Source organism: Rhizobium quercicola (genome assembly GCF_021168455.1).
Classification (GTDB): domain Bacteria; phylum Pseudomonadota; class Alphaproteobacteria; order Rhizobiales; family Rhizobiaceae; genus Ferranicluibacter; species Ferranicluibacter quercicola.
On the sequence record NZ_JAJOZR010000005.1, the window covers coordinates 226,888 to 252,590 of the forward strand.

The 25,703-nt window shown below is 65.7% G+C and carries 23 protein-coding genes; 14 read left to right on the forward strand and 9 right to left on the reverse strand.

The window, feature by feature from the left end; genetic code table 11:
• Positions 1-58 precede the first annotated feature (58 nt).
• The gene (locus tag LRX75_RS09540) at positions 59-949 is read left to right on the forward strand and encodes an SMP-30/gluconolactonase/LRE family protein (RefSeq protein ID WP_231813777.1); all 891 of its coding nucleotides are present in this window, start codon (positions 59-61) and stop codon (positions 947-949) included.
• Here the strand turns inward: LRX75_RS09540 and LRX75_RS09545 are convergent.
• Positions 913-3,015 carry a putative bifunctional diguanylate cyclase/phosphodiesterase gene (locus LRX75_RS09545; protein ID WP_231813779.1) on the reverse strand — a complete coding sequence of 701 codons (2,103 nt, stop codon included), beginning with the start codon at positions 3,013-3,015 and terminating at the stop codon, positions 913-915. The genes LRX75_RS09540 and LRX75_RS09545 overlap by 37 nt on opposite strands.
• Positions 3,016-3,302: 287 nt before the next feature.
• Here LRX75_RS09545 and LRX75_RS09550 point away from each other — a divergent pair, with 287 nt between their 5' ends.
• Positions 3,303-4,070, forward strand: a complete 768-nt coding sequence (locus tag LRX75_RS09550) for an MOSC domain-containing protein (protein WP_231813781.1) — start codon at positions 3,303-3,305, stop codon at positions 4,068-4,070.
• A gap of 6 nt (positions 4,071-4,076) precedes the next feature.
• Here LRX75_RS09550 and LRX75_RS09555 read toward each other — a convergent pair whose 3' ends face one another.
• Positions 4,077-5,774: an FAD/NAD(P)-binding protein gene (locus LRX75_RS09555; protein WP_231813782.1), complete on the reverse strand. Its 1,698-nt coding sequence runs from the start codon at positions 5,772-5,774 to the stop codon at positions 4,077-4,079.
• 218 nt (positions 5,775-5,992) lie between these two features.
• On the opposite strand from LRX75_RS09555, the gene LRX75_RS09560 reads away from it, so the two are divergent.
• Positions 5,993-7,054 (forward strand): SDR family oxidoreductase, encoded by a 1,062-nt coding sequence (locus tag LRX75_RS09560; RefSeq protein ID WP_231813783.1) that lies wholly within the window; start codon positions 5,993-5,995, stop codon positions 7,052-7,054.
• Positions 7,055-7,184: 130 nt separating this feature from the next.
• Complete coding sequence (locus LRX75_RS09565; RefSeq protein ID WP_231813784.1) at positions 7,185-7,652, forward strand: MaoC family dehydratase; 468 nt, start codon at positions 7,185-7,187, stop codon at positions 7,650-7,652.
• Here the strand turns inward: LRX75_RS09565 and LRX75_RS09570 are convergent.
• Together LRX75_RS09570 and LRX75_RS09575 are read right to left on the reverse strand one after the other, a co-directional pair.
• A complete protein-coding gene (locus LRX75_RS09570; RefSeq protein ID WP_338110297.1) occupies positions 7,649-8,713 on the reverse strand; it encodes a GGDEF domain-containing protein in 1,065 nt (354 codons plus the stop codon). The genes LRX75_RS09565 and LRX75_RS09570 overlap by 4 nt on opposite strands.
• 36 nt (positions 8,714-8,749) lie before the next feature.
• Positions 8,750-10,486, reverse strand: coding sequence for a methyl-accepting chemotaxis protein (locus tag LRX75_RS09575; RefSeq protein WP_231813786.1), 1,737 nt, complete (start codon positions 10,484-10,486; stop codon positions 8,750-8,752).
• Between the two features lie 270 nt (positions 10,487-10,756).
• Between LRX75_RS09575 and LRX75_RS09580 the strand changes: the two genes are divergently transcribed.
• The 4 genes from LRX75_RS09580 (at position 10,757) to LRX75_RS09595 (ending at position 14,156) form a co-directional block, all read left to right on the forward strand.
• Positions 10,757-11,530, forward strand: coding sequence for an amino acid ABC transporter substrate-binding protein (locus LRX75_RS09580; protein WP_231813788.1), 774 nt, complete (start codon positions 10,757-10,759; stop codon positions 11,528-11,530).
• A gap of 136 nt (positions 11,531-11,666) precedes the next feature.
• Positions 11,667-12,347 (forward strand): ABC transporter permease subunit, encoded by a 681-nt coding sequence (locus tag LRX75_RS09585; RefSeq protein WP_113151003.1) that lies wholly within the window; start codon positions 11,667-11,669, stop codon positions 12,345-12,347.
• A complete protein-coding gene (locus LRX75_RS09590; protein ID WP_231813790.1) occupies positions 12,344-13,099 on the forward strand; it encodes an amino acid ABC transporter ATP-binding protein in 756 nt (251 codons plus the stop codon). The genes LRX75_RS09585 and LRX75_RS09590 overlap by 4 nt, the downstream gene beginning before the upstream one ends.
• Before the next feature lie 424 nt (positions 13,100-13,523).
• A complete protein-coding gene (locus LRX75_RS09595) occupies positions 13,524-14,156 on the forward strand; it encodes a LysE family translocator (protein WP_231813792.1) in 633 nt (210 codons plus the stop codon).
• Positions 14,157-14,180: 24 nt separating this feature from the next.
• Here LRX75_RS09595 and LRX75_RS09600 read toward each other — a convergent pair whose 3' ends face one another.
• Positions 14,181-14,969 (reverse strand): VOC family protein, encoded by a 789-nt coding sequence (locus tag LRX75_RS09600; RefSeq protein ID WP_231813794.1) that lies wholly within the window; start codon positions 14,967-14,969, stop codon positions 14,181-14,183.
• A 170-nt stretch (positions 14,970-15,139) separates the two neighbouring features.
• Positions 15,140-15,562 (reverse strand): organic hydroperoxide resistance protein, encoded by a 423-nt coding sequence (locus LRX75_RS09605; RefSeq protein ID WP_113151008.1) that lies wholly within the window; start codon positions 15,560-15,562, stop codon positions 15,140-15,142.
• A 147-nt stretch (positions 15,563-15,709) separates the two neighbouring features.
• On the opposite strand from LRX75_RS09605, the gene LRX75_RS09610 reads away from it, so the two are divergent.
• The 3 genes from LRX75_RS09610 to LRX75_RS09620 all read left to right on the forward strand — a co-directional run bounded on the left by LRX75_RS09610 (position 15,710) and on the right by LRX75_RS09620 (position 18,737).
• Positions 15,710-16,216, forward strand: coding sequence for a MarR family winged helix-turn-helix transcriptional regulator (locus LRX75_RS09610; protein WP_420851182.1), 507 nt, complete (start codon positions 15,710-15,712; stop codon positions 16,214-16,216).
• A gap of 242 nt (positions 16,217-16,458) precedes the next feature.
• Complete coding sequence (locus tag LRX75_RS09615) at positions 16,459-18,342, forward strand: sensor histidine kinase (protein ID WP_231813796.1); 1,884 nt, start codon at positions 16,459-16,461, stop codon at positions 18,340-18,342.
• Positions 18,339-18,737, forward strand: coding sequence for a response regulator (locus LRX75_RS09620; RefSeq protein WP_231813798.1), 399 nt, complete (start codon positions 18,339-18,341; stop codon positions 18,735-18,737). The genes LRX75_RS09615 and LRX75_RS09620 overlap by 4 nt, the downstream gene beginning before the upstream one ends.
• A 60-nt stretch (positions 18,738-18,797) precedes the next feature.
• Here LRX75_RS09620 and LRX75_RS09625 read toward each other — a convergent pair whose 3' ends face one another.
• Together LRX75_RS09625 and LRX75_RS09630 are read right to left on the reverse strand one after the other, a co-directional pair.
• A complete protein-coding gene (locus tag LRX75_RS09625) occupies positions 18,798-19,598 on the reverse strand; it encodes a L,D-transpeptidase (protein WP_113151012.1) in 801 nt (266 codons plus the stop codon).
• Between the two features lie 284 nt (positions 19,599-19,882).
• On the reverse strand, positions 19,883-22,219 hold the full coding sequence (locus tag LRX75_RS09630) for an EAL domain-containing protein (RefSeq protein WP_231813800.1): 2,337 nt from the start codon (positions 22,217-22,219) through the stop codon (positions 19,883-19,885).
• 111 nt (positions 22,220-22,330) lie between these two features.
• On the opposite strand from LRX75_RS09630, the gene LRX75_RS09635 reads away from it, so the two are divergent.
• A complete protein-coding gene (locus tag LRX75_RS09635; protein WP_231813802.1) occupies positions 22,331-23,689 on the forward strand; it encodes a TIGR03808 family TAT-translocated repetitive protein in 1,359 nt (452 codons plus the stop codon).
• A gap of 105 nt (positions 23,690-23,794) precedes the next feature.
• Positions 23,795-24,454: a glutathione S-transferase family protein gene (locus tag LRX75_RS09640; protein WP_231813804.1), complete on the forward strand. Its 660-nt coding sequence runs from the start codon at positions 23,795-23,797 to the stop codon at positions 24,452-24,454.
• Between the two features lie 21 nt (positions 24,455-24,475).
• On the opposite strand, the gene LRX75_RS09645 is transcribed toward LRX75_RS09640, so the two are convergent.
• Positions 24,476-24,859, reverse strand: a complete 384-nt coding sequence (locus LRX75_RS09645) for a DUF4406 domain-containing protein (RefSeq protein WP_231813806.1) — start codon at positions 24,857-24,859, stop codon at positions 24,476-24,478.
• Positions 24,860-24,946: 87 nt separating this feature from the next.
• Between LRX75_RS09645 and LRX75_RS09650 the strand changes: the two genes are divergently transcribed.
• Positions 24,947-25,699, forward strand: coding sequence for a DeoR/GlpR family DNA-binding transcription regulator (locus LRX75_RS09650; protein WP_231813808.1), 753 nt, complete (start codon positions 24,947-24,949; stop codon positions 25,697-25,699).
• The last annotated feature ends 4 nt before the right edge of the window (positions 25,700-25,703 follow it).

Sequence of the window (25,703 nt, forward strand, 5' to 3'; positions counted from 1 at the left end):
GAACGCGGCTCGGGACGAGAGAAAAAAGCAAGCCGTGCGCCAGAGGAGTTAGAGCAGCATGTCGTTTTTCGAAGCCGTCGATCCCGTGTTTTCGACCTATGTCCTCGGCAATGCGCCGGTGAAGCAACTGGCCACCGGCTTCGACTGGGTCGAGGGGCCCGTCTGGTTCGGCGATCTCAACTGCCTGCTCTTTTCCGACATTCCGAACGACCGTATCCTGCGCTGGTCGCCCGATGGCGGGCTGTCGACGTTCCGTGCGCCGTCGAACTTCTCCAATGGCCAGACCCGCGACCGTTCCGGCCGCCTCGTCACCTGCGAACACGGGACGCGCCGGGTGACGCGGACGGAATATGACGGCACCCTCACCGTCATCGCCGACCGCTTCGAAGGCAAGCGCCTGAACGCACCGAACGACGTCATCGTCGCCTCCGACGGCGGCATCTGGTTCACCGATCCGATCTACGGCATCTTCAGCGATTACGAGGGACACCGCGGCGAGCAGGAGCTGCCCTGCAACGTCTACCGGGTCGATCCGTCGGGCAGCATTCGGGCGATGCTTACCGATTTCCGCTCGCCGAACGGCCTTGCCTTCAGCCCGGACGAGCGGCGGCTCTATGTGGCCGATACCGGCCTGCCGGACAGCGACGATCCCCGCCATATCCGGGTCTTCGATGTCGCCGGGGACGGCCGGCTCACCGGCGGCGACGTCTTCCACGTCATTTCACCCGGCGCGGCCGACGGCATCCGGCTCGACAGCGAGGGCAATGTCTGGTCGTCGGCCGGCGACGGCGTGCACTGCATCGCCCCGGACGGCCATCTGATGGGACGCATCCTTCTGCCGGAGCGTGCCGCCAATCTCTGCTTCGGCGGTCGCGCCCGGCACCGGCTGTTTATCACGGCGACGACGAGCCTCTACGTGGTCGCCCTCAACCGCAACGGCGCCCTCTGAGGATCCATCGCGTCGGCGATCATCGCCTCGGTATCGCCGAGCGGACGGGGCCGGCCGAGCAGGTAACCCTGCACCTCGGCAAAACCCTCCCGGCGGAGCGCCTGCAGCTGCTCCTCGGTCTCCACGCCTTCGGCAAGCGTCGTGGCGTTGAAGCCCGAACCGATGCCCACCACGGCGCGGATGATGGCGAGACTGCCGGCATCCGTCTCGATACCGGAGACGAAGCTCTGATCGAGCTTGATCTTGTCGAAGGCGAAGCTGCGCAGATAGGAGAGCGACGAATAGCCGGTGCCGAAATCATCGATGGCGATCCGCAGGCCAAGCGCCTTCATCGCCCGCAGCAGCGGCAGGCTCTGGCCGACATCGGTCAGAAACACGGATTCGGTGATCTCGATCTCCAGCCGTTCGGGCGCAAGTCCGCTGCTCTCGATGGCGAGACGCACCGCATCCAGGAGGCCCGCATCGCGAAACTGGGAGACCGAGAGATTGACGGCGATCCGCAGATGGGCGGGCCACCGGGCAGCCGTCCGGCAGGCCTCGTTCAACGCCCACTCGCCGATGGGCACGATCAGCCCGGTTTCCTCGGCCACGGGGATGAAGTCGATCGGCGCCACCAGCCCGCGTTCGGGATGATTCCAGCGGATCAGCGCTTCGAAACCCGCGAGATCCGGACCGCCGATCCGATAGATCGGCTGGTAGTAGAGCTCGAACTGCCCCTCCTCCAGCGCATGGTGCAGCGCCAGGTTCATCTCGTGGCGGCGTTCAGCTTCCAGGCGCATCTCGGGACGGTAGATGCGAAAGGTCGAGCGGCCGCCCTCCTTGGCGGCGTAGAGCGCGAGATCGGCATCCCGCATCAGCCCGTCATCGTCCGTCGAATGTTCCGGCGCGCGCGCAATGCCGATGCTGCAGGTGACGTGCTCGGCGATGCCGTCGAGATCGAACGGCACGCGCAGGGCAGCCAGCAGCCGGTCGGCCACCTCCTCCGCCACGCGTCCGTCCTGAAGCTGCAGCACGATCGCGAACTCGTCGCCGCCGAGCCGCGCCACGAGATCGCCCTGCCGTATGATCGACAGCAGGCGGCCGCCGACCTGGCAGAGCAGCGCGTCTCCCGCCGCATGCCCCTGGCTGTCATTGATGGTCTTGAAGTGGTCGATATCGAGATAGAGCAGCGCCACCGGCGCCTCCTCGGTCGCCGCAAGCGCCGCACGCCGGATGTGATCGCCGAAATAGGCGCGGTTCGCGAGACCGGTGAGCGAATCGTGCATGGCCATGTAGGCAAGGCGCGCCTCGGTTTCCCGCTCCTCCGTCACGTCCTGGGAAATGCCCAGAACGTAGCGCGGACGGTTGCCCTTGCGGGTCGGCAGCACCCGCTTGGCGGTGCGCAGGATGCGCTTGCCGCCCGAGAGATCCTCGATGGTCTCTTCGAAGCTCACGGTCCCCGAGGTCGCCAGGGCGCGTTCGTCCTGCTTGCGAAACTGCGTCATCTGACGCTCGGAGAAGACCGTGCGGTCGGAACCCATGGCGATCTTCTCGGACGTCGTGCCGAAGATGCTGCCACAGGCGGCATTGTAGAGCACGTAGCGGCCGTCATCCTCCATGTCCTTGACGAAGACGGCGACCGGAAGGTTCTCGATGATGCTGTCAAGCAGCGTCTGGGTCTCGCTGACCTGCTGGCGGGCGGCATTTACCTCCGTCCGGTCCTGAACGATGGCGAGAATGGCCGTCCGCCCCTCGAATTGCAGTTCACGCCCATAGGTCAGGACATCGAGCGCCGTCCCGTCCGCCTTCAGATGCGTCCAGCGCTCGGCGCGATCGACATCGCTGCGCTTCGCCACGGCATCCACCATGCGCTGGCGCTCCGACGCGGGGCGGATGTCGAGCACCGTCAGGCGCGTATAGGCGAGCTGACTGTAGCCATAGAGTTCCACGGCGGCGTCGTTGACGATGAGGAAGCGATAGGTCAGCGGGTCGTAGATCCACATCGGCGAGGGATGTGACTGAAACAACATGCGAAAATCATCCGTCTGCAAAGGCAGGCGTGCGGATGCTCTTAAAGCGCTGACCATCGAGATACCCTGAACCACGTCACGAACGCGGAGCATAACAACGAAACCTAAATGAAATTCGAAGGATATATGCCCCCGAAGGTTGAATTGTCATGCGGAGATCTCCTTAACGTAGGCATCCGGACACCATATCGGCGAGCCGACACGGCACGCCGACGACCTTCTGCGATGCCGTCGGGTCTCCCGCGGGAACCTGCAGCAGGCAGGCGCATTCACAAGGGATCACTGCCACCCGCAGGCTTTCCGCGTACCTGCATATCCCTGACCCCTGCCGGGAGACGACATCCTTGAAATCTGTTGGACGTATCGCCGAACTCTGGCGCTACCCGGTGAGTTCGCTCGGCGGGGAAATGATGGACCACCTCGATGTCGCGGCGGCCGGCACGGGCGAAGACGGCGCGACCGGCCATGCCGGAGGCGGCGTCGCCGGCAACCGCGCCTTCCTTCTTTTCGACCCGGACACGCGAGAACCCGCGGCACCGGAATCGCGCGAGCGCTGGCGCAAGGCGCTGCATCTGGTCGCCCGGCTGCGGGCGGATGGCATGGCGGAGATCGGCTTTCCCGAAGGCACATGGCTGGCGGCCGATGCCGCCGACGTGGAAGAACGTCTGTCCCAGCATTTCGGCTTCCCCGTCGGGCTCGCGGAAACGCGGGGGACGGGCCGAAGCTGGCCGGTGATCGCGCCACGCTATGCCGCAAGTCCGCTCCACCTCCTCACCACGGCGTCGATGACGGCGATCCACGCGAGCGACCCGGCGCTGGTGCTCGATGCGCGGCGCTTCCGCCCGGATATGCTGGTGGACACGGAGGCGGCCTCGGGCTTTCTCGAGAACGACTGGGTCGGCCGCAAGATCGTCATCGGCACGCTGGAGATCACCGTCACCGAAGGCACGAAGCGGTGCGGCATGACGCTGGCCGCGCAGCCGGGCCTGCCGGAACAGCCGGAGGTGCTGCGCAGCATCCTGCGCGGCAACCGGCGCAACCTCGGCGTCTACGCCGAGATCGTCACCCCGGGTCGTGTGTCCCTGGGCGACGAGGTCTGGATCGAGGATTAGAACGGTCTACGCGGCGTTCATGTCGAAGCCGATAATACCATCCGTCCGCTCGCCGCCGATATCGCGCAGGATCGCGGAGGAGACGATGCCGCCAAGTTCATGGGCGCTGGTGATGCCCTGGATGAAGGGTAGCTTGTGCAGCAGGAACGCGATCGACACGCAGTAGAGACGGCGCGTGACCGGCGCCTCGAATAGCGGCCGGAAGGCATCGTCCAGATCGACGCCCCCCGTGCGCACCATCGCCGGCTCGTCCGGCATGTCGATCAGCACGGACGAGACGGCTGTCTTCGCCTTGCGCACGAAACCGCGATTGACGAGGCTCGGGAACGGAATGTCGCGCGCCGACAGCGTGTGCTGCCCGGTGGCGTCGATGAAGGAATCGAAGACCTCCGCCCGCCCGTCGAAGGTGACGACGGCTCCGCGCTCCACGCTCTCGTTGTCGATATCGGACTCCCGGCCGAGACGCAGCACGTCGAGCTTGCCCGCGCGCCGCAGCGCCAGCAGCCGGCGGATCGACTGGTGCGGAACCGTTGCATAGTCGTCGATGAACACGGTCTTGAAGTGCTTGTGGAAACGCTTGAGATCGTCCTCGTTGAAATGCGGCACCGCCCGCGCGATCACCTCGTGCATGCGCAGGATCGCGTAGCGCCAGCCGATGGTGCGCTGTTCCAGCTCGTTCTTCTCGGCCTCCGCGAGGTTTGCGGCCGCCCAGACGAAGGCATCCGCGCCCTCGCGGTCCGCGAAATAGGCCGGTGCCAGCGTCTCCACCGTCAGCATGCCGAGCCCGATCCGCCCGGCATAGGCCGGGTCGGCCGCCAGCAGTTCGGCGCGGAACAGGTCGAAGATCGGATCGAGCAGATCGCCCCGGCCGCTCGCCACCAAGGCATCCACCGCCTCCGGCGTGCAGATCGACAGCGGCAGATAGGGATAGGGACAGTAGAAGTCCGCCTCCGGCAGCACGCCCTTGCGCGACATCAGCGCCGCGGTAAACGCCTCGCTGCCGGGCGACGGGAAATATTCGAGCGATCCCGCCGCATCGAGATAGAAGGCGCCATGGGCCGTGGCGACCGAAATCAGCGCATCGATGGCGCTGAGCGACGTGCCGAGAATACCGACGCGGCCCGGCGGAATGGTTTTGAGCACCGGCGCCGGCCAGGGCGACATGAAATAGCCCGGACGCGTTTCGGTCGTCTCCGGCCAGTCATGGCCGGTCGCCATGACGACATGGTCGAAAGCATAGTCCTGCTCCCCGTCCGGCCCGCTGGCCTTGACGGCGATGTCGCTGGCATGAAGGTCGATATCATCGACGCGATGCAGCGCCTTGATCTCGATCACATGCCCGGCCTTGCGGCCTTCGGTGACGCACTGGCGGAACTGGTCCTGGAAGAACTCGCCCAGCACAATGCGCGGATAGAAGGCACGCTCGGCGATGGCGCTGCGCACGACATTCATCCGCTCGAGCTCGCTGTCCGGCTGACGGCGCAGCCATGTGACGAGCGTTTCGTAGATCGGCGGCAGCTCGATGCTGGCGATATTGGCGAGCATGGCCTGATCGTTGATATCGGGATGATAGGGCGTCCCCTTCCCCGGATCGGCTTCGCTTTCGAACACGGTGATGTCGAGCGGACGCTTCGAGGCGACGAGGCCGTGCAGCGTGTAGATACCGGTCGGACCAGACCCGATGATCGCAATTTTGACTGTCATGAAAACACCGGAACTCGACGGTTGAGGAGGAAACGCGTTTGCCGGACGGTACGCCCGGCGTCACGGCCAAGGTCCGGGACGACGGGTAACCAAGCCCTGCGGGGAATGTTCCCGTCAGGAGCCGATGCGCCTGCCCCGGCACACTGACCCACAAGATAGCGCGGGTGGACAGAAAGAAAGGGATGCCTATGTCCGCCGTGAACGCAAGGAGAATGCAAATGCAAAACAAGGCTTTGATCGTAGGTGCCAGCGGCGTGGTCGGCAGCGCCACCGCGAATGTGCTGGCAGAGGCCGGCTGGGACGTCACGGGACTGGCGCGCAAGCCGGGCCGGCAGGAGAACGTGACGCCGCTGTCCGCCGATCTTCTCGATCCCGCCTCGCTCGGCAAGGCGCTCGCCGATGTCGCCCCGACCCATGTCTTCATCGCAAGCTGGCTGCGTCAGTCGAGCGAGGCCGAGAACATCCGCGTCAACGCCGCCATGGTGCGCAACCTGCTCGACGCGCTGCGCCCCGCCGAAAGCGTGCGCCACGTCGCGCTCGTCACCGGGCTGAAGCACTATCTCGGCCCCTTCGAGGCCTACGGAAAGGGCAAGCTGCCGCAGACGCCGTTCCGCGAGGAGCAGGACCGCCTCGACATCGAGAACTTCTACTACGCCCAGGAGGACGAGGTCTTTTCGGCCGCGAGCCGCGACGGCTTCAACTGGAGCGTCCACCGCCCCCACACCATCATCGGCAGGGCCGTCGGCAATGCGATGAACATGGGCACGACGCTGGCCGTCTATGCCGCGATCTGCCGCGAGACCGGCCGCCCGTTCCGCTTTCCGGGCGTGGAAACCCAGTGGAACGGCCTGACCGACATGACGAGCGCCAACGTGCTCGCCCGCCACATGCTCTGGGCCTCCACGACGCCGGACGCGGCCAACGAAGCCTTCAACGTCGTCAATGGCGACATCTTCCGCTGGAGCTGGATGTGGCAGCGCATCGCCGCCTCTTTCGGTATCGAGGCCGTCCCCTTCGACGGCACGGTCCGCCCGCTGGAGGAGCAGATGGCGGACGATGCCGCGATCTGGCGCGACATCGCCGCGCGGGAGAACCTCGTGGAGCACGACATCGACCGGCTGATTTCGCCCTGGCACACGGATGCCGATCTCGGCCGGCCGATCGAGGTCGTCACCGATATGTCGAAGAGCCGGCGCCTGGGCTTTACCGTCTACCAGCCGACCGACGATGCCTTTACCGGCCTGTTCGACGAGCTGCGGCGCGAGCGTCTGATCCCGTAAGGCGGGATCTGCCATGACGGCAAAGCCCTGAAACCCGCCGGGCGTCGAGGATTGCCCTTGCCGCCCGGCGCTGGTAGCCTTTCCCGCAGCGATCGCTCATATGCGCACGCCGAGCCTGGGGAGGGTGGAGATGGACCAGCAGAAGACGCGCCTGTTTCTGGACGACCTCGTTGTCGGCATGCCGTTCAGCAGCGGCACCATCGACATCACCGCCGACGCGATCCGCAGCTTCGCCAGCCAGTTCGATCCGCAGCCGTTCCATCTCGATGAGGAGGCCGCGCGGCCCACGCTGTTCGGCGGGCTCGCCGCCAGCGGCTGGCATACCGCGGCCCTCACCATGCGCCTGATCGTGGACAGCCTGCCCTTCGACGGCGGCCTGATCGGCACGCGCTGCGACCTGACCTGGCCGCTGCCGACCCGCCCGGGCGACCGGCTGCGTGCGGAAGGCGAGATCGCCGAGATCAACCCGTCGCGATCGAAGCCCGACCGCGGCATCGTGGTCATGCACTGCCGGACGCTGAACCAGGATGGCGGCGTCGTGCAGACGCTGACCGCCAGCCTTCTCGTCTTCCGCCGGCCGGCGACGGAAACCCTCTAATCGGCCGCGCCGTCCACCCGCACGACATACCGGTCCCGCCCGTTCGCCTTGGCCTCGTAAAGCGCCCTGTCGACGGTCTCCAGCAGCTTTTCCCGGCTGGTGCCGCCCTCGGGTGCTGCGGCCGCGCCGACGCTCAGATGCGCCATCACCGCGATGCCGCCGATGAGGAACGGCGCCCGAAAGGCATCGACCAGACGGGCCGCGATGGTCGTCAGCGCATCCTCGCAACCGCAATCGGGGAAGAAGACGACGAACTCGTCCCCGCCCATGCGCAGCGGGATATCGCCGGCGCGGATGACGGAGCGGATGCGCACGGCCGCCTGCCGCAGCACCTCGTCGCCCGTCTGGTGGCCGTGCCGGTCGTTGATGCCCTTGAAGCCGTCCATGTCGAGATAGGCGGCGCCGAACGGCCGGCCCGCCGCGAGCGTGTCGCGCATCTCGCTGTCCACCAGTTCCGGCAGAGCCTGCCGATTGTAGAAACCGGTCATCGGGTCCGTCATCGCCGCCAGCCGCAGCGCGATCTCGCCCTTCACCATCAGCAGATTGGACCGCTGCAGCCGGAAAAGCGCGCTCGCGATCCGTGCGAATTCGCTCAGCTGCCGCCGCTGGCGCGCATCGAGATCGCGCGGATCCGTGTGCATGATGCAGAACGAGCCGACCGTCAGCCCCGGCTCCAGCTCGATCGGCGCACCGGCATAGGAACGCAGATGCGGCTCGCCCGCGACATAGGGCAGGGCCGCCATATCCGGTTCCAGCATCAGATCGGCAACGACGACGACAGTGCCCTCATGGACGACATACTGGCAGATGGATTCCTCACGCGAGCATTTTTCGACGAGGATGCCGGACTGCGCGGTGATGCGCAGCCAGTCCTGATCCACGATATTGACCGCGGCAAAGGCACACTCGAACACGTCGCGGGCAAGAAAGGCGAGATCCTGGAGTTCGGGCATCGTCTCGACGGCACGGATCCCGATGGAGCGGACGGCGGCGAGACGATCGATCTCGTTTTGCGGAATCAGGCGCTGTGACAGCACCTTCCTGCGCCGGTCTTCCTGCATGATAGATCCTTTCCCGCCCGAAGGCGGCATTGTGCCTCAGGCGGCAAAGCTCCTCCGCCCAGGCATGGCCTCGCCGCGCGCGGGGCGCGACTGATCCGAGATGTCCGGCCCGCGCGGGACGGTGCGCCGGTTGAGCTTGAACAGGCTGACCAGAGCCGCCAGCGAGTCGGCGCCGTCCGCCAGCGCCCGGCTGATGTCCGTCGTCCGCTCGCTCATGGCGGCGTTTTCCTGCGTCATCCGGTCGAGATCGTTGACGGCCTTGTTGATCTCGCGCAGGCCGACCGACTGTTCCTTCGCCGCGGTGGCGATCGCATCCACGTTCTGGTCGATCCGGCGCACGAAGACGTCGATCTCCTGCAGGGCAGCGCCCGTCTTGCCGACGAGGCGCACGCCCTCCATCACCTCCTTGCCGGAATTGGTGATCAGCACCTTGATCTCCTTGGCAGCCTTGGCCGAACGCTGGGCAAGCTCGCGAACCTCCTGCGCGACGACGGCGAAGCCCTTGCCGGCCTCCCCCGCCCGCGCCGCCTCGACGCCGGCATTCAGCGCCAGAAGGTTGGTCTGGAAGGCGATCTCGTCGATCACGCCGATGATCTGGCTGATCTCGCGCGAGGCCTGCTCGATCCGCTGCATGGCGGTCACGGTCTCCTCGACGACCGCGGCGGAAGCCCCGGTCGAGACGCGTGCATTCTGCACGAGCGTGCGCGTCTCCTGGGTGTTCTCGGTCGAGGAATTGACGGTCGCCGTCACCTCGTCCAGTGCCGCCGAGGTCTGCTCAAGCGCCGCCGCCTGCTGCTGCGACCGCTCCGCCAGCTGCTCTGCGGCCTGGCGCATTTCCTGGCTGCTGTCGTTCAGCGCGCTGGTCTGGCTGAGCACGTTGGTCAGCGTCTTCTGGAATTCGGCAATCGACGTGTTGAAATCTAGGCGCAGCCTCTCGAACTCGCCGACGAAGGGCTCGTCGAGCGACATGCGGATATTACACTGGGACAGACGCTCGAGCGCCGCGCCCAGTTCCTCCACGGCGTGCATCCGGTCGGTGACGTCGATCGCGAACTTCACCACCTTGAAGACGCGGCCGGCATCGTCGAAAATCGGATTGTAGGACGCCTGGATGAAGACCCGCTTGCCGCCCTTGCCGATGCGCATGAACTGGTCGGTGACGAACTTGCCGTCGCGCAGGTTCTCCCAGAAGGTCCGGTATTCGGGCGAGGCAGCATAAGTCGGGTCGCAGAACATCGAATGATGCCGCCCGGCGATCTCGGCGTGATCGTAGCCGAGCGCAGCCAGGAAATTGTCGTTCGCCCGGATGATGTCGCCCTGCGGCGTGAACTCGATGATGGCCTGCGCCCGCGACAAGGCCAGAAGCTTGCCGCCATCCTCCGCGCTCTGCATCTTGCTTGCGGTGATATCGGTGGCGAACTTCACCACCTTGTAAGCCTTGCCGTTGCGCATGACCGGATTGTAGGACGCCTCGATCCAGACCTCGCGGCCGCCCTTGCCGAAGCGCTTGTATTGCTGGCGCTGAAACGTGCCGCTGGCAAGCCCTGCCCAGAAGGCCTTGTATTCCGGAGATGCGGCTTCCTGCGGCGAGACGAACATGCTGTGATGCCGACCGACGATTTCGGACAGGCCGTAGCCGAGGGCCTTGCAGAAGTTCTCGTTCGCATTGAGGATCCTGCCCGTCAGGTCGAATTCGATGATCGCCTGCGACTGGCTGATGGCCTGAAGAACGGACTTCGAATCGAAGCCGAGAGAGTGAGACAAACTGCGCATAGGCTTCTCCGAATCGCCATCCCGGCCGCTCTCGTCCGGTAGCTCAACAGAATCCGACATAAACGTAAAGGAAGCTTTGCCTAACATAGGGTCATCGCTAAACTTCGCTACCTGCCGACGGTTTACGCTGTGGACAGGAGTAAGATTTTCGCATTTGCCGGTTTCATTCGCAGTTTTCTTTCAATCCTCGGCGCCTATTTCCTGCGATGACAGTCGCGACCGGCCGATGTGCCGACAGGACAGATACCGCCTCAGAAGGACGAGAAGACCATGAACTGGCTCAAGACCATCGCCACAGCCGCCCTCCTCCATGCCGCCGCCATCGCACCGGCGCTGGCAGGAGAGAACCTGTCGGCCATCACGACGGCCGGCGTGCTGAAGATCGGCACCGAGGGCACCTACGCGCCCTTCACCTTCCACGATGCCAGCGGCAAGCTGGTCGGTTTCGACGTCGAGATCGGCGAAGCCGTCGCCGCCAAGCTCGGCGTCAAGGCGCAGTTCATCGAGGGCAAGTGGGACGGTCTGATCGCCGGTATCGACGCCGGCCGCTACGACGCCGTCATCAATCAGGTCGGCATCACCGAGGCGCGCAAGCAGAAGTACGATTTCTCCGAACCCTATATCGCGTCCAAGGCGGTGCTGATCGTCCGGCAGGACAATGACGACATCAAGGGCTTCGCCGACCTCAAGGGCAAGACCTCGGCGCAGTCGCTGAGCAGCAACTTCGGCAAGATCGCCCAGGCTGCCGGCGCCGAACTGGTCGGCACCGATGGCTTCGACCAGTCCATCCAGCTCGTGCTGACGCGCCGGGCGGATGCGACCGTCAACGACAGCCTGTCCTTCCTCGACTTCAAGAAACAGAAGCCCGATGCGCCGGTCAAGATCGCCGCAGAGCAGGACAACGCCGATTATTCCGGTATCATCATCCGCAAGGGCGAGCCGGAACTTCTCGCCGCGATCAACAAGGCCCTGGCGGACATCAAGGCCGACGGGACCTACAAGACGATCGCGGACAGGTATTTCGGTCAGGACGTATCGCGCTAAACACCTGAAATTCCATGGCGAAGCGTCCTTGCTTCGCCGTGGGACGCTACGGTCGCAACACATGATGAAGCCTGTGCGGCGAACGCGGATTCGCCGGACGGGCTTTCTTTCGATTTCGCGCAATTGAGGAGATAACGTGCCGCACTGGCTGCAACTCATGATCGACTCGCTTCCCGCACTGTTGTGGGCGGGCGCGAAATTCACGGTCCCCCTCACGCTTCTCTCCTTCTTTCTGGGCGCGATCCTCGGCCTGATCACCGCGGTGACGCGGCTGTTCGCGCCGATGCCGCTAGCACTGATCGCCCGGTTCTATGTCTGGGTCATCCGCGGCACCCCGCTTCTCGTCCAGCTGTTCGTGATCTTCTACGGCCTGCCGAGCGTCGGCATCCTGCTCGATGCCTTTCCCGCCGCGCTGATCGGCTTCACGCTGAATGTCGGCGCCTACAGCTCCGAAATCATCCGCGCCGTCATTTCCTCCGTGCCCAAGGGGCAGTGGGAGGCGGCCTATTCGATCGGCATGACCTGGAACCAGGCCATGCGGCGCACCATCCTGCCGCAGGCGGCGCGCGTCGCGGTGCCGCCGCTGTCGAACACGTTCATCTCGCTCGTCAAGGACACGTCGTTGGCCGCCGCCATCACCGTCCCCGAGCTTTTCCAGTCGGCCCAGCGGATCGTCGCCACGACCTACGAGCCGCTGATCCTCTATATCGAGGCGGCGCTGATCTACCTCGCCCTCAGTTCCGTCCTGTCCTCGCTGCAGGTGCGGCTGGAACGGCGGTTCGCGCGCTATGGCGGCATGATGGAGGCCAACCGATGATCGAGCTTCGCCACATCGAAAAGCGCTTCGGCGATGCCGTGATTCTGAAGGACATCAACCTCACGATTCCCGAAGGCAGCGTCACCGCGCTGATCGGCCCGTCCGGCGGCGGCAAGAGCACGCTCCTGCGCTGCATCAACCTCCTGGAGATCCCGAGCGCCGGCACCATCCGCATCGGCAGCGAGGAGACGAGCTTCGTCAACGGGCGCAAGCCCGGCTGGAACGACATCCAGAAGATCCGCCAGCAGACCGGCATGGTGTTCCAGAATTTCCAGCTCTTCCCGCATCGCACGGCCATCGAGAACGTGATGGAAAGCCTGACGACCGTGCTGAAATGGCCGGCCGACAAGGCCCGCACGCGCGCGATGGAACTGCTGACCAAGGTCGGCATGGCGGAAAAGGCCACAGCCTGGCCGGCCACGCTGTCGGGCGGGCAGCAGCAGCGCGTGGCGATCGCCCGGGCGCTCGCGCCCTCGCCCCGCGTGCTTCTCTGCGACGAGCCGACCTCGGCGCTCGACCCGGAACTGGCCGCCGAAGTGGTGGACGTGCTCGGCACGCTGGCACGCGAAGGCACGACCATGGTCATGGCGACGCATGACCTGCGCCTGGCCTCCAAGCTCGCCGATCAGGTCATCTTCCTGCAGGCCGGCGACATCGTCGAGTCGGGCCCGGCGCGAACCGTATTCGACACGCCGCAACGCGAGCGCACCCGCCAGTTCGTGTCCTCGATCAGCGCCGCACAGGTTCTGTAGGACCCGCGCCCGGTGGTGGCGCCGCCGCCGTCATGGCGCGTCGCACCTGCCGGCTGTTGAGATGAAACGCGGTCATGGAGGCTGGGGCGGCCCCCGCAAGGCGCGCGCGTGCCGCAGCGAGGAATGCCTCGGCATGCGCCTCCACAAAGGCGATGCAGACCTCCGGCGCCGCAGGAGATCCCCGCAAGGTGCGAAACACGTTCCGGTGCACCACGACGCGGTATGCGCCGTCGAGGTGAAATTCCACGGCGTCGATCTCCGCCCGCCAAGTGGCGCCCGTTGCAGGCATGTCTCGTCTCTCGTCGCTCACAATCCGGCGGCATCGTAGCACGGGTCATGCAGCGGACGGGAGATCTTCTCGAGGCAGCGCTTCCCGTCTACGATGCGTCGAGACAGAACGCGAGTCCCGACGATGGAGCCGACCATGCCCGACCTGAACAGCCTGATCGGATTCACCCTCATCGCCGTGGGCATGGCCATGACGCCGGGGCCGAACATGGTCTACCTCGTCTCCCGCTCGATCTGCCAGGGACCTGCGGCCGGCCTCGTCTCGCTCGGCGGCGTCGCGCTCGGCTTCGTGGTCTACATGCTCTGCGCGGCCTTCGGCATCACCGCTCTGGTTCTGGCCGTCCCCTACGCCTATGACGCGGTGCGGTTCGCCGGCGCCGTCTACCTGCTCTGGCTCGCCTGGCAGGCCGTTCGCCCCGGTGGCCGCTCTTCCTTTGAGGTGCGCAGCCTGCCGAAGGACAGCCCGCGCAAGCTCTTCCTCATGGGGCTCGTGACCAATCTGCTCAACCCCAAGATCGCGGTGATGTATCTCTCGCTGCTGCCGCAGTTCATCGATCCCGCCAATGGCAGCGTGCTCCTTCAGGCGCTCGTGCTCGGCACCATCCAGATCGTCTTCAGCGTCGCCATCAACGCCATGATCGCCCTTTCCGCCGGCTCGATCTCGACCTTCCTGACGGCCCGTCCCGGCTTTGCGACCGTCCAGCGCTGGATCATGGGAACGGTGCTGGCCGGGCTTGCGGTGCGCATGGCAACCGAAGCCCGGCGGTAGGCGCAGGCGGATAGCGCCACCTAGCTAGCGCTGCGCCGCAACGAGCGAGACGAACGCACCCTGCGGATCGACGGCATTGACGATGTAGGCGGGGCCGGGAACCTCCATCGGCCCGTTGACGACGCGGCCGCCGCCCGCCACGAGGCGGGAGATGGCAGCGTCGAGCCTGTCGACGGTGATGTAATAGGCCCAGTGCGCCTTCGGCATCTGCGGCGGACGCGTCATCATGCCGCCGACAGCCTGCCCGTCTTGGGCGAAAATTCGGTAGATGCCGAGGTCGCCCATCTCCATGTCGTGATCGACCGTCCAGCCGAACACATCCGCGTAGAAGGCAAAGGCCGCCGCGCAATCGTCGGCGTAAAGCTCGTACCAGCCGAATTGCCCCGGTGTCGTGGCGGGGACCGCCCGCGGCGGAACGTCCATGGGCAGCGGCGTCATGATACAGAGCACGGCGCCGTGCGGATCGGCAATGACGGCGAAACGGCCGATCTCCGGAATATCCTCCGGCGGCCGGCGGACCGTGCCGCCCAGCGCCTCGACCCGCGCGACCGTCGCATCGCAGTCGGCAACGGAGACATAGGCCGTCCAGTTCGGCGGCACGTTCTCCGCCACCAGTTCCGGCGGGATGGACATCATGCCGGCAATGCCGACCCGCCCGTCGCCATCCGGCCGCGCGGTCTCGAAGACCGTGTAGTCATAGGCGGCCATCTCGACCGTGGTCCAGCCGACCACGTCGCTGTAGAACGCCGCGGCCGCCACCCGGTCTGTCGTCATCAGCTCCGTCCAGATGAATGTTCCATGCTCGTCCGACATCCTGCCCTCCCCGCATTCATCAGTTTTCGCGCGCATCATGCCACCCTTCGCCGTTACGATCAAACGACGACGGCTTGACCCGAAAGCGGGACCGGAAACGCAAAAAGGGTGAAGACGGACGCGCCGTCTCCACCCTTTGCAGTGTCGGGCGATAGCCTTCAGGCAGCCGATCAGGCGACCTTGACCGGCACTTCCGTCGAGGTGCGCATGGCGTGGCTGTAGGGGCAGACGATGTGCGCGGCGGCAACCAGTCGTTCCGCCGTTTCGCGGTCGAGGCCGGGGATGTCGACGAGGAGCGAGACCTCGATGCCGAAGCCGGTGCCGTCGTCACGCGGGCCGATGCCGACCGTCGCGGTGACCTTGGTGTCTTCCGGAACCTTGACCTTTTCCTTGCCCGCCACATTCTTCAAGGCACCAAGGAAGCAGGCGGAATAGCCGGCCGCGAACAGCTGTTCGGGGTTCGTGCCCGTGGCGCCATCGCCGCCGAGTTCCTTCGGAACGGTCAGGACGACGTCAAGCACGCCGTTCTCGGACACGGCGCGACCCGCGCGGCCGCCGGTGGCAGAAGCTTTGGTGGTGTAGAGAATAGCCATTGGTGTCTCCTGTCGTCGCTTGCGACGCGTTTCATGAAGAAGATCTGCTGTCTTCCCCTCCTTCATATCGCACAATTAAATTGTTCTCAACTGAATTTTGCAAATTGCGTTTTATGCCGAGATGTGTAAGGTGGCGGCATGGAAACGATGATGGCAACGGAGACGGGACAGGAGGCGCAGACGGCGCCGTTCAGCGTTCCCCTGCCGATCAGCGACATGCTCTGCTTCGCGGTCTATTCGCTCTCCCACGCCTTCAATCGCACCTATAAGCCGCTGCTCGACCGCCTCGGCCTGACCTATCCGCAATATCTCGTCCTTCTTGCCCTGTGGCAGCACAAGGTCATGACGGTGAAGCAGATCGGGGAGCAGCTGGGGCTCGATTCCGGCACGCTCTCCCCGCTCCTCAAGCGCCTGGACACCGCCGGCCTTGTCAGCCGCACGCGCGACCGCAAGGACGAGCGGCAGGTCAATATCGCGCTGACCGAAAAGGGCGAGGCTCTGCAGGCCGACGTCGGCCATGTGCAAATGGTTTTCGGCAACGCGATCGGCTGCAGCACCGAGGAGGCGCGTTCGCTTCAGATCGTGCTGGAGGCGCTGACCCAGAAGCTGTCCCAGCCGGAGCCTTCGGAGGCGGCAGACGCAGACGACGTCTGACAAGGCCTGCCGCACGCAGCCCGTTGCGGGATGATGCGTTGACGCCACCCGCATGGCGTGATCTCTTCGCCCGGGAGGGACGAAGCGGAGGGTGCCCCAGGAGAATGGTTCGCGCGCAGCCGAGGGAGACGCAGGCCGGGCGACGAGAAGGCGCATCGCTGCTTGGCGCAAACCGCTCCCGCTCGACCCGGAACCGACAGGTCCGGCCGCCGCCGGCCGGCATGATCTGGCAGAAGACCGGCATGGCTGCCGCCGGGTTCTGCGTTCTCGTCGGCATCGCCATCGGCAGTCTCTGGGTGTTGAAGTCCGGCCATATCGCCGACACCCTGCCCGTTCTGTTTCGCATGCAGTTCAACACCGCCGTCAGCTTCGTCCTGACCGGGCTTGCCGTGGCCGCCCTTCTCAAGGGTGCGGGCCGGATCGCGGCCGGGCTCTCGATCGCCGTCATGCTCATCGGCCTCGCGTTCCTGCTGGAACCGTTCATCGACGCCGGGCACCCGCTCGACACGCTGCTGGTCGATCCCTTCCGCCAGACGGCGCCCTATCCCGGGCATCTGGCGAGCGGCACGGCCCTCTCCTTCGTGCTGATCGGCGTCTGCATCCTCGTCAGCGCCGTGACGGGCAGGCCGACGCTGCTGCGCATCGTTCTCGCCGCCACGGTGTTCATGGCCGCCGCCGCCACGCTGATCGGCTACGGGCTGCAGCTGGTCACGGAAAGCGACTGGCCGCGCTATGGCCATATGTCGCCGCACACCGCCTTGTGTTTCGCAGCACTTGCCCTTCCCCTGATCTTCCTGCGCGCCGACGAGCTGGACTACGACGCATCGACCATCGCCGCCATGCTCGGGGCGGCAAGCTACCTCCTGCTGCTGGCTCTCACGCTGCTCGACCTGCAGGACGCCTTCGAGGGCAGCGGCCCGACGATCATTCTCGATCCGGACGGCAAGCCGGTCTCGCAGGCCATCCTCGCCGGCCTGCTCATCGTCTCCGGCATCGTCTATGCCGGCCTCATCGTCTACGCCTTCCGCAACGCCCAGCGCTACCGCGCCATCGCCCTGCAGCTGCGCGAAAGCCAGGAACGCATGAGCGCGATCATCGACACGGCGGCCGACGGGATCGTCACCATCGATGCGCGCGGCATCATCCTGTCGGCGAACCGTGCCATGGAAACGATCTTCGGCTATCGCAGCGACGACATGCTCGGACGCGACATCCGCACCCTCGTGCCGGACCTTCTGCCGGCCGCGGACAACGACGATCACCCCGTGAACATCGCCTGCACCGGGCGGGAAATCGTGGGCACGCGCCGCGGCGGCATGCGCTTTCCCGTCGACCTCTCGGTTGCGCGGATCGAGCTCGACCACACCGTGCTCCACAGCGGCATCATCCGGGATATCTCCCAGCGCAAGCAGCACGAGCAGGACATCCTCGAAATCAATGCCGAACTGGAAGAGTTCGCCTGGCGCACCTCCCACGACCTGCGCGCGCCCATCGCCTCCTCCATCGGCCTCACGGCCATCATGCGCGACATGATCGGCCTGAAGGCCCCGGCGACGCAGCTCGCGCCCGTCATCGGGCGGCTGGAACGCGGGCTGCAGAAGCTCGATGGTCTGATCGAGAACATCATCCAGCTGAAACGCAGCCGCCTGCTGGACGAGCCCGCATCCTGCATGCCGCTGGCCGCCACGGTCGAGGAAACCATCGAGCAGCTGCGGTTCATCGACCCGGGACGGCAGGTCTCCTTCACCGTCGATATTTCCGAAACGCTCGTCGTCCGGACCAAGCCGGCCCGCCTGCGGATGATCCTCGACAATCTCGTCTCGAATGCCATCAAATATGCCGATCCCGACGCGGAAACGCGCCGCGTGACGGTGGATGCCGCGATCGGTGGCGACGGATGGCTGGAACTGCGCGTGTCCGACAACGGCCTCGGCCTCGCCCGGGGCGACGAGAGCGGACTGTTCCAGATGTTCAAGCGCTTCCACCCCTCCCGGTCCGACGGCAGCGGCCTCGGTCTCTACATCGTCAAGAAAAGCGTCGAGCATCTCGGCGGCACGGTGGCCTATATCCGGCTCGACAAGGGCAGCCGGTTCGTCATACGCTTGCCCCAGAGGAACGACGCATGACCATCGGCTCACTCCTGATAATCGACGACGACGAGACGGATCTCTTCATCTGCGGCTACACCATCCAGCGCTTCGACCCGGACATCAAGGTCGTGCAGGCGCTGAACGGCCGCGAGGGCCTGGACCTGCTGCGTCGGGAACGGCCGGACGCGATCATTCTCGACATCAACATGCCGGTCATGAACGGCTTCGAATTTCTCGAGACCTATGCCCGCGATTTCGCCCGCGGCGCCGACGATCCCGTGCCGCTGGTCGTCATGCTCACCAGCTCGCACCTCGGCGCGGACCGGGAGAAGGCACTGCAATATGATTTCGTGAAGCGCTACTTCGAGAAGCCGCTGACCCAGGACAATTTAAAGGCGCTGGCTGGGATCATCGAGACGGGTCGGCACTGACGCACGGCAAAAAGCCGGCGGAAACCGCCGGCCTTGCTGTCGAAGAACGTATCTGGAATGTCAGACGACGAGGATCGGAGACTTCGCCCGCACGCGATCGTAGAGGTCGATGACGTCCTGATTGATCAGGCGGACGCAGCCCGACGAGACAGCCTTGCCGATCGACTGCCATTCCGGCGAGCCGTGCAGGCGGTAGAGCGTGTCTTGTCCGTCCTTGAAGATGTACATGGCGCGCGCGCCGAGCGGGTTGGAAAGGCCCGGCTCCATGCCGCCGTTCTCGATGGAATAGGCGGCGAGATGCGGCTGGCGCGCCACCATCTCGTTCGGCGGCTTCCAGCGGGGCCATTTCTGCTTCCACTGGATGACGCCGCGGCCCGACCAGGCAAAGCCTTCGCGGCCGATGCCGACGCCGTAGCGCATCGCACGTCCGCCCGGCTCCGTCAGATAGAGAAACCGGTCCTGCGTATCCACGATGATCGTGCCCGGCGCCTCGCCGAAGGGGTCGGCGACCTCCTGGCGGTAAAAGCGCGGATCGATCTCCTGATAGGGCACGGCAGGAATGGCATAACCACCATCGACGACCGGGCCGTAAATGCTGGCGGCATAGGCCGAGCGCGGCGGCAGGCCGGTCATGTAAGCGGCGTTCTGCGGCTGGCCGAAGGGCGGGTAGCTGCCGTTCGCGGGCGCAAAGCGATTGTCGAATTCCGGATTGCGGAAATAGGGCCGCGTCTCGGCATTGAAGCTGGCGGTGTTGGACGTGCTGTTGCAGGCCGACAGGGCGGCCGTTGCAGCGGCCACGCCGGTCAGGTTGAGAAACTGACGGCGAGACAGCGGGGATGTCGGAGGCTTGAGCGGGCTCATAAGGGGCGGACTTCCGGTTGACGCGACGATCATGGTCCGTTTTGCCGATCGTGCAGGTCCGTTCAGAGAACGGGCCCGGGCCTTCGGTTTCAACGAGCACAACAGCCAAGCTAGTGCGCGGCAAACGGAGGAACAGCAGGCCTCAACGGGTTTTTGACGACCGTTGCAACTTTGCATCCATCCGCTGCCGGCGGTTGTCGCCCTTTATGGCAGAGACGCGCTGGCGCGAGGCTTGCCACGCGACGGGAAGCGACATGGCGGCGGATGTCGGGCCGGTCGCGGGATCAGGCGTTCACGGCGTCGGCCGTCCGGCCCGTGGCAAGACGCGCCACGAAGGCCGCCGGCGGCAGCGGACGACTGACCCAGTAACCCTGAATCTCGTTGCAGCCGGCATCCCGCAGGAAATCGAGCTGTTCCTGCGTTTCCACGCCCTCGGCGATCACGTCGAGTTTCAGCTTCTGCGCCAGCGAGATGATCGCCGCCGTGATCGCCATGTCGTCCTCGTCGTCGGGGATGTCCTTGACGAAGGAACGGTCGATCTTCAGGCGGCTGACGGGGAAGCGCTTGAGCGCGCTGAGGCTGGAATAGCCGGTGCCGAAATCGTCGATGGCAAGCCGCACGCCGAGCGATTCCAGCTCGTGCATCGTGGCGATCGCCTGCGGCACGTCCTGCATGATCAGGCTTTCGGTGAGTTCGAGCTCCAGATATTGCGGGTCGAGGCCGGTCTCTGTCAGCGTCCGGGCCACGCGGGAGACCCAGGCCTTCTCCGCGAACTGGCGCGCCGACACGTTGACGCTGACGATCAGGCTCGGCAGCCCGGCATCCTGCCATGCCCGGTTCTGGCGACAGGCCGCGTCCAGCACCCATTCGCCGATCTCGACGATCAGCCCCGTCTCTTCCGCAAGCGGCACGAATTCGCACGGAGAAATCAGACCCTGCTGGGGATGGTTCCAGCGCAGCAGCGCTTCGGCCGCAAAGATGCGGCCCGAGGCGAGATCGAGCTGCGGCTGGTAGTGAAGCACGAATTCGTTCTGTTCCAGCGCGTGCCGCAGGGCCTCGACCCGCAAGAGCTTCGCATGCGCGGCATCCGCCATCTCGGACGAGAAGAGCTTGAGATTATTTCGCCCGAGCGCCTTGGCCCGGTACATCGCGGCATCCGCATTGGCGAGCAGCTCGCCGGTGCTTTCCCCCTGCTCCGGATAGCACACGACGCCCATGCTGCAGGTGACCTGCAAGGTCTGCCCGGCCAGCGTCATCGGACGGGCGATCGCGCTGCGGATGCCTTCGAAGCGCGCGAGCACGACCTCGCGGTCGGCCTGAAGCCCGGTGAGGAGAATGATGAACTCGTCGCCGCCGACGCGGATGATCATGTCGCCCTTGCGCACGCAGAGGCTCATGCGCTGGGCGACCGTGCGCAGCAGCTCGTCGCCGGCATTGTGGCCGAGACTGTCATTGACGAGCTTGAAATTGTCGAGATCGAGGAAGGCGAGCGCCACCCACTCGCCCTTTGCCCGCGCCTCCGCCATGGCCGTTTCCATGTGCCCGTCGAGCATGATGCGGTTCGGCAATCCGGTCAGGGCATCGTGATGCGCCATGAAGTGGATCCGTTCGGCCGCCTCGCGACGCTCGATCGCGATCCCTGCAAGACGCGCGGCCATGGCGATCAGGTCGCGCACCGGATCCGCCGGCAGGCCGACCGTCTTCGAATAGAGCGCGAAGGTGCCGAGCACCTTGCCATGGAACGACAGGAGCGGAGACGCCCAGCAGGCGCGATACCCGAAGGGTTTGACGAAATCGACATAGGGCGCCCAGAGCGGGTCGTTCAGAATATCGCCGACGAAGACGGATTCGCCGAGGAACGCCGCCGTACCGCAGGAGCCGTGGTTCGGTCCGATCGGAAAGCCTTCGAGCGCGCTCGCATAGGCGGGATCGAGACCGGGCGCCACACCCTTCAGCAGTCGCTGCCCGTCCTCCGTCAGCATATAGACCGAGCCCTGCACCCCCGGCACATGCGCCTCGATCATCAGGATCAGCTCCCGGAAGAGATCCGGCAGGGGCGTGTCCTTGGCGATCATCTCCAGGACGCGCGTCTGCCCGATCATCAGCTGCTCGGCGCGTTTGCGGTCGGTGATATCCCGCGACACGCCGACGGTGCCGATCGTTCGGCCGAGCTTGTCGCGCAGCGGCACCTTCGACGTCATCAGCCAGCGCTCGGAGCCCTTCTCGACGGCTGCCCGCTCTTCCATGCCGATGATCGGCTCGCCGCTCGCGATGACCTGCCGCTCGCCCTCCGTGATCCGGGCGGCGATCGCCTCGTCGTGCAGATCGAAATCGGTCAGGCCGACGATCTGGTGCATCTCGGCAAAGCCGTTGTCCCGCACCGTCGCCTCGTTGGCGATGAGAAAACGGCCTTGCAGATCCTTGGCGTAGATGTAATCGGGAATGTGGTTGACCATCGTCTCCAGCCAGTAATGGCGTTCGGCGATGTCGGAGCGGGGGCCGTAGAGGCGAGCGGCTTCGCTGGCGAGCCGGCGCGTCGCATCGATCAGGCGCTGCGTATGGTCGTCGCCCGAAGGACTTTCGCCGATCGTGCTGCGTCCGCGAAGGGTCGTTTTGCTCAAGGCTGTCTCCCGCCAGTCATTGGCGTGCGCTGTCCGATACGAAGTGCTAAAGGAAAGAAGTTATTCTTCCCTAAAGATGCCCGATCTCCAGACACCTTCCGCGGAGAAGATATGACGACGCGCCGCACCGTTCTTTTCGCCCTTGCGAGCCTGCCGGTTTCCCTCGGCATCCCGCAGACGCGCGCAGCGTCCCTGCCGGAGGGCTTTCGCGGCGCGCTCGATGCGGCCGATTTCGGCGTCAGGCCCGGCAGACGCGCCGACCAGTCGAAGGCGTTCCGGGCACTGCTAGCCGAAGCCGTCGAACGCCGCCTGCCGGTCATGCTGCCGCCCGGCGATTACAGGCTTTCCGGGATCGCGCTGCCCGACGGCCTGACGCTGGCCGGCACGCCGGGCGCCACGCGGCTGATCGCCTCGGATGAATCTCCGCTGCTGACAGCCGAAAACCGGGCCCGCCTCACCCTGACCGGGCTGACGTTCGACGGCGATGGACACGCCGGCGACCCCGGCCGCGGCCTCGTGGACCTCGACGGCATCGAGCGGCTGACGATCGACAATTGCGCGATATCGGGCCGCACGGCAGGCCACGGCCTCACTCTGAAACGCTGCGCCGGCCGCATCCGCGACAACGACATTTCGGACGCCGGGGGCGTCGGCATCTTCGCCATCGACAGCCGCGGCCTCTCGATCACGGGCAACACCGTCGCCGACTGCGGCAATGGCGGCATCCTCGTCCACAGGTCGCAGGCCGGCTCCGACGGAACGCTGGTCTCGGGCAACCGCATCTCCCGCATGGCCGCCCGCGATGGCGGAACCGGTCAGAACGGCAACGGCATCAATATCTTTCGCGCCGGCGACGTCATCGTCTCCGGCAACCACGTCTCCGACTGCGCCCTTTCCGCCATCCGCGCCAATGCCGCCGAGAACGTGCTGATCTCGGCCAACCAGTGCCTGCGCTCCGGCGAAACCGCCATCTACTCCGAATTCGGCTTCCAGGGCGCCATCGTCACCGGCAACGTCATCGACACCGCAGCCAACGGCATTTCGATCGTCAACTTCGACGCCGGCGGCCGGCTTGCGACCGTCGGGCAGAACATCGTCCGCAACATCACCGGCATCGGCCCCTATGTCTCCGACGGGGCCGGCTTCGGTTTCGGCATCTCGGCCGAGGCCGATACGGTCGTGACCGGCAACGTCATCGAACAGGTGGCGCGCTGGGCGCTGGTGCTCGGCTGGGGCCCGTATCTGCGCAATGTCTCGGTAACGGGCAACGTCATCCGCGTCGCGCAGCTCGGCTGCGGCGTCACCGTTGCCGACGGTGCCGGCACGGCTCTCATCACCGACAATCTCTTCGAAAGCGTCGGCGACGCCATCCTCGGCTATCGCTGGACGGAGAAGGCGAGCGCCGACCTCGTGGACGGGAGGACGGAGGCGTTTCCGCATCTGACGGTGACGGGAAACCGCCGCGTGTGACGCGCCAACCATCAGCAAACATCATGCCTTGCATCAGCGCACCGGCCTTCCATCGCCCGGCGGAAACGTTAGTTTGACGTGGACCATCGGGAACGGGAGATCATCATGCTGACCATCTACGGCGTCTATCGGTCGCGGGCTTCGCGCAATTACTGGATGGCCGGTGAACTGGACATCCCGTTCCGCGCCGTTCCGGTCGTCCAGGCGCGCCGGCTGGTCGATCCGCAGGCGGAGACGGCGCCGCTCAACACCCGGTCGCCGGCCTTTCTGGCCATCAATCCCCGCGGCACGATTCCCGCCATCGACAATGACGGGCTGGTGCTGGCGGAATCGCTTGCCAACAATCTCTATCTGGCCCGCACCCATGGCGGACCGCTTGCCGGCGCGGATGCCGCCGAGGAAGGGCAGATCCTCGACTGGACGCTGTGGGCCGCAAACGAAATCGAGCCGCACGCGGTCAAGATCGTGCTGGCCTATGATGCCGAGCCGAACGGCCCGGCACGCGGCCGGGCCATCGTGGAGGCCGCGACAAAGGTGCTGGAGACGTGGTTCGGCGTTCTCGAAGCCCGCCTGTCGCAGCATGCCCATGTCGTCGGCGACCGCTTTACGGTAGCGGACCTGAACCTTGCGGAAGTGTTTCGCTATGCCCAGAGCCAGACGGCCCTGTTCGACCGGCACCCCGGCATCAAGGCCTGGATCGAGCGCTGCCAGTCGCGCCCGGCCTTCCGCGCGATGATGGCCGTGCGCGAAGCCGAGCCCGCCTGAGCGGCGGGCGGCGGGAAAGGTTCAGGCCGGCACCGCGCGCGGCGCGACCCCTGCGCAACCCGGCACATCCTCCAGCCTCTCATAGACAGGAATGCCGCGTTCGCGTGCGATCCGCACGTCGTTGTCGGCCCCTTTCGAGGCGCCGGGCAGCCGCAGCACGGCATCGCAAAGCGCGAGCAGCCGGCCGGCGACCGGGTGGAAGATCTCCTCGTAGAGCGCATCCCCGACCGTCTTTCCGCCGGCGGCATGCCAGATCGGCAGCGCCACCCATTCCCCGATCATCGGCACGTGGCCGGCCTGAAACAGCGCATGCGACGGCGCCTCCAGCACCTTCAGATTGGCTGCCATCTTCGCGGGATCGTCATGCGTGCCGGAGCGATAAGGGCCGGCGATCAAAATCAACATGGGAACTCCTTCATGGTTTTGCAGGTATTTTCTTGATATTTCGCGTTTGACCACGCATTATAGGGAAGAGTCAAGAAGGAGATTTTGATGCTGACCAGCCAGCGGCACGCCCTCATCCTCGATCGCCTGCGCCGCGACGGGCAGATCGTCGCGACCGCGCTCGCCGGTGAGCTCGGCCTGTCGGAGGACACGATCCGCCGCGATCTGCGCGAGCTTGCGGGGGCGGGCAAGCTGCAGCGCGTCCATGGCGGCGCCCTGCCGGTCGCCCCGCCTCTCCCCGATCTCGGCGCCCGGAAAGAGATCGCCAAAGCCACCAAGCAGGCTTTAGCGCTGCGGGCGGTCGAGCGGATCGCCACGGGCCAGCTCGTCTTCCTCGATGGCGGCAGCACGAACGAGGCGCTGGCCCGCGCCCTGCCGCGCGATCTGCGCATCACCATCGCCACGCACAGCCCGACGATCGCCGCAGCGCTCTCCGGTCACGATGCCGAGGTGATCCTGATCGGCGGCCGGCTCTACAAGCACTCGATGGTCGCAACCGGATCGGCGGCACTGGCCGCCATCGAGACGATGCGCTTCGACCTGTTCTTCCTTGGCGCAACCGCCCTTCATCCGGCGCACGGCGCCACCACGGGCGATTTCGAGGAGGCGGCGATCAAGCGCGCCATTGTCCGGCAATCTGCGCAGACCTTCATTCTTGCCGCTGGCGACAAGCTGGGCGCCGTCTCGCCGCACCGCATCCTGCCGCTTGCCGACCTGACCGGTCTTGTGGTTCCCGCCGATATCGAGGACACGACACTCTCGCTCTATCGCGAGGCCGGGCTGGAGATCCTTCCGGCCTGAGCCC

What these genes read in the sequence shown, in the direction of transcription:
- LRX75_RS09540 (WP_231813777.1), top strand. Translation starts at nt 59, where the DNA reads ATGTCGTTTTTCGAAGCCGTCGATCCCGTGTTTTCGACCTATGTCCTC.
- LRX75_RS09545 (WP_231813779.1), bottom strand. Translation starts at nt 3,015, where the DNA reads ATGGTCAGCGCTTTAAGAGCATCCGCACGCCTGCCTTTGCAGACGGAT.
- LRX75_RS09555 (WP_231813782.1), bottom strand. Translation starts at nt 5,774, where the DNA reads ATGACAGTCAAAATTGCGATCATCGGGTCTGGTCCGACCGGTATCTAC.
- LRX75_RS09560 (WP_231813783.1), top strand. Translation starts at nt 5,993, where the DNA reads ATGCAAAACAAGGCTTTGATCGTAGGTGCCAGCGGCGTGGTCGGCAGC.
- LRX75_RS09565 (WP_231813784.1), top strand. Translation starts at nt 7,185, where the DNA reads ATGGACCAGCAGAAGACGCGCCTGTTTCTGGACGACCTCGTTGTCGGC.
- LRX75_RS09570 (WP_338110297.1), bottom strand. Translation starts at nt 8,713, where the DNA reads ATGCAGGAAGACCGGCGCAGGAAGGTGCTGTCACAGCGCCTGATTCCG.
- LRX75_RS09575 (WP_231813786.1), bottom strand. Translation starts at nt 10,486, where the DNA reads ATGCGCAGTTTGTCTCACTCTCTCGGCTTCGATTCGAAGTCCGTTCTT.
- LRX75_RS09580 (WP_231813788.1), top strand. Translation starts at nt 10,757, where the DNA reads ATGAACTGGCTCAAGACCATCGCCACAGCCGCCCTCCTCCATGCCGCC.
- LRX75_RS09590 (WP_231813790.1), top strand. Translation starts at nt 12,344, where the DNA reads ATGATCGAGCTTCGCCACATCGAAAAGCGCTTCGGCGATGCCGTGATT.
- LRX75_RS09595 (WP_231813792.1), top strand. Translation starts at nt 13,524, where the DNA reads ATGCCCGACCTGAACAGCCTGATCGGATTCACCCTCATCGCCGTGGGC.
- LRX75_RS09600 (WP_231813794.1), bottom strand. Translation starts at nt 14,969, where the DNA reads ATGTCGGACGAGCATGGAACATTCATCTGGACGGAGCTGATGACGACA.
- LRX75_RS09605 (WP_113151008.1), bottom strand. Translation starts at nt 15,562, where the DNA reads ATGGCTATTCTCTACACCACCAAAGCTTCTGCCACCGGCGGCCGCGCG.
- LRX75_RS09610 (WP_420851182.1), top strand. Translation starts at nt 15,710, where the DNA reads ATGATGGCAACGGAGACGGGACAGGAGGCGCAGACGGCGCCGTTCAGC.
- LRX75_RS09615 (WP_231813796.1), top strand. Translation starts at nt 16,459, where the DNA reads ATGGCTGCCGCCGGGTTCTGCGTTCTCGTCGGCATCGCCATCGGCAGT.
- LRX75_RS09620 (WP_231813798.1), top strand. Translation starts at nt 18,339, where the DNA reads ATGACCATCGGCTCACTCCTGATAATCGACGACGACGAGACGGATCTC.
- LRX75_RS09625 (WP_113151012.1), bottom strand. Translation starts at nt 19,598, where the DNA reads ATGAGCCCGCTCAAGCCTCCGACATCCCCGCTGTCTCGCCGTCAGTTT.
- LRX75_RS09635 (WP_231813802.1), top strand. Translation starts at nt 22,331, where the DNA reads ATGACGACGCGCCGCACCGTTCTTTTCGCCCTTGCGAGCCTGCCGGTT.
- LRX75_RS09640 (WP_231813804.1), top strand. Translation starts at nt 23,795, where the DNA reads ATGCTGACCATCTACGGCGTCTATCGGTCGCGGGCTTCGCGCAATTAC.
- LRX75_RS09645 (WP_231813806.1), bottom strand. Translation starts at nt 24,859, where the DNA reads ATGTTGATTTTGATCGCCGGCCCTTATCGCTCCGGCACGCATGACGAT.
- LRX75_RS09650 (WP_231813808.1), top strand. Translation starts at nt 24,947, where the DNA reads ATGCTGACCAGCCAGCGGCACGCCCTCATCCTCGATCGCCTGCGCCGC.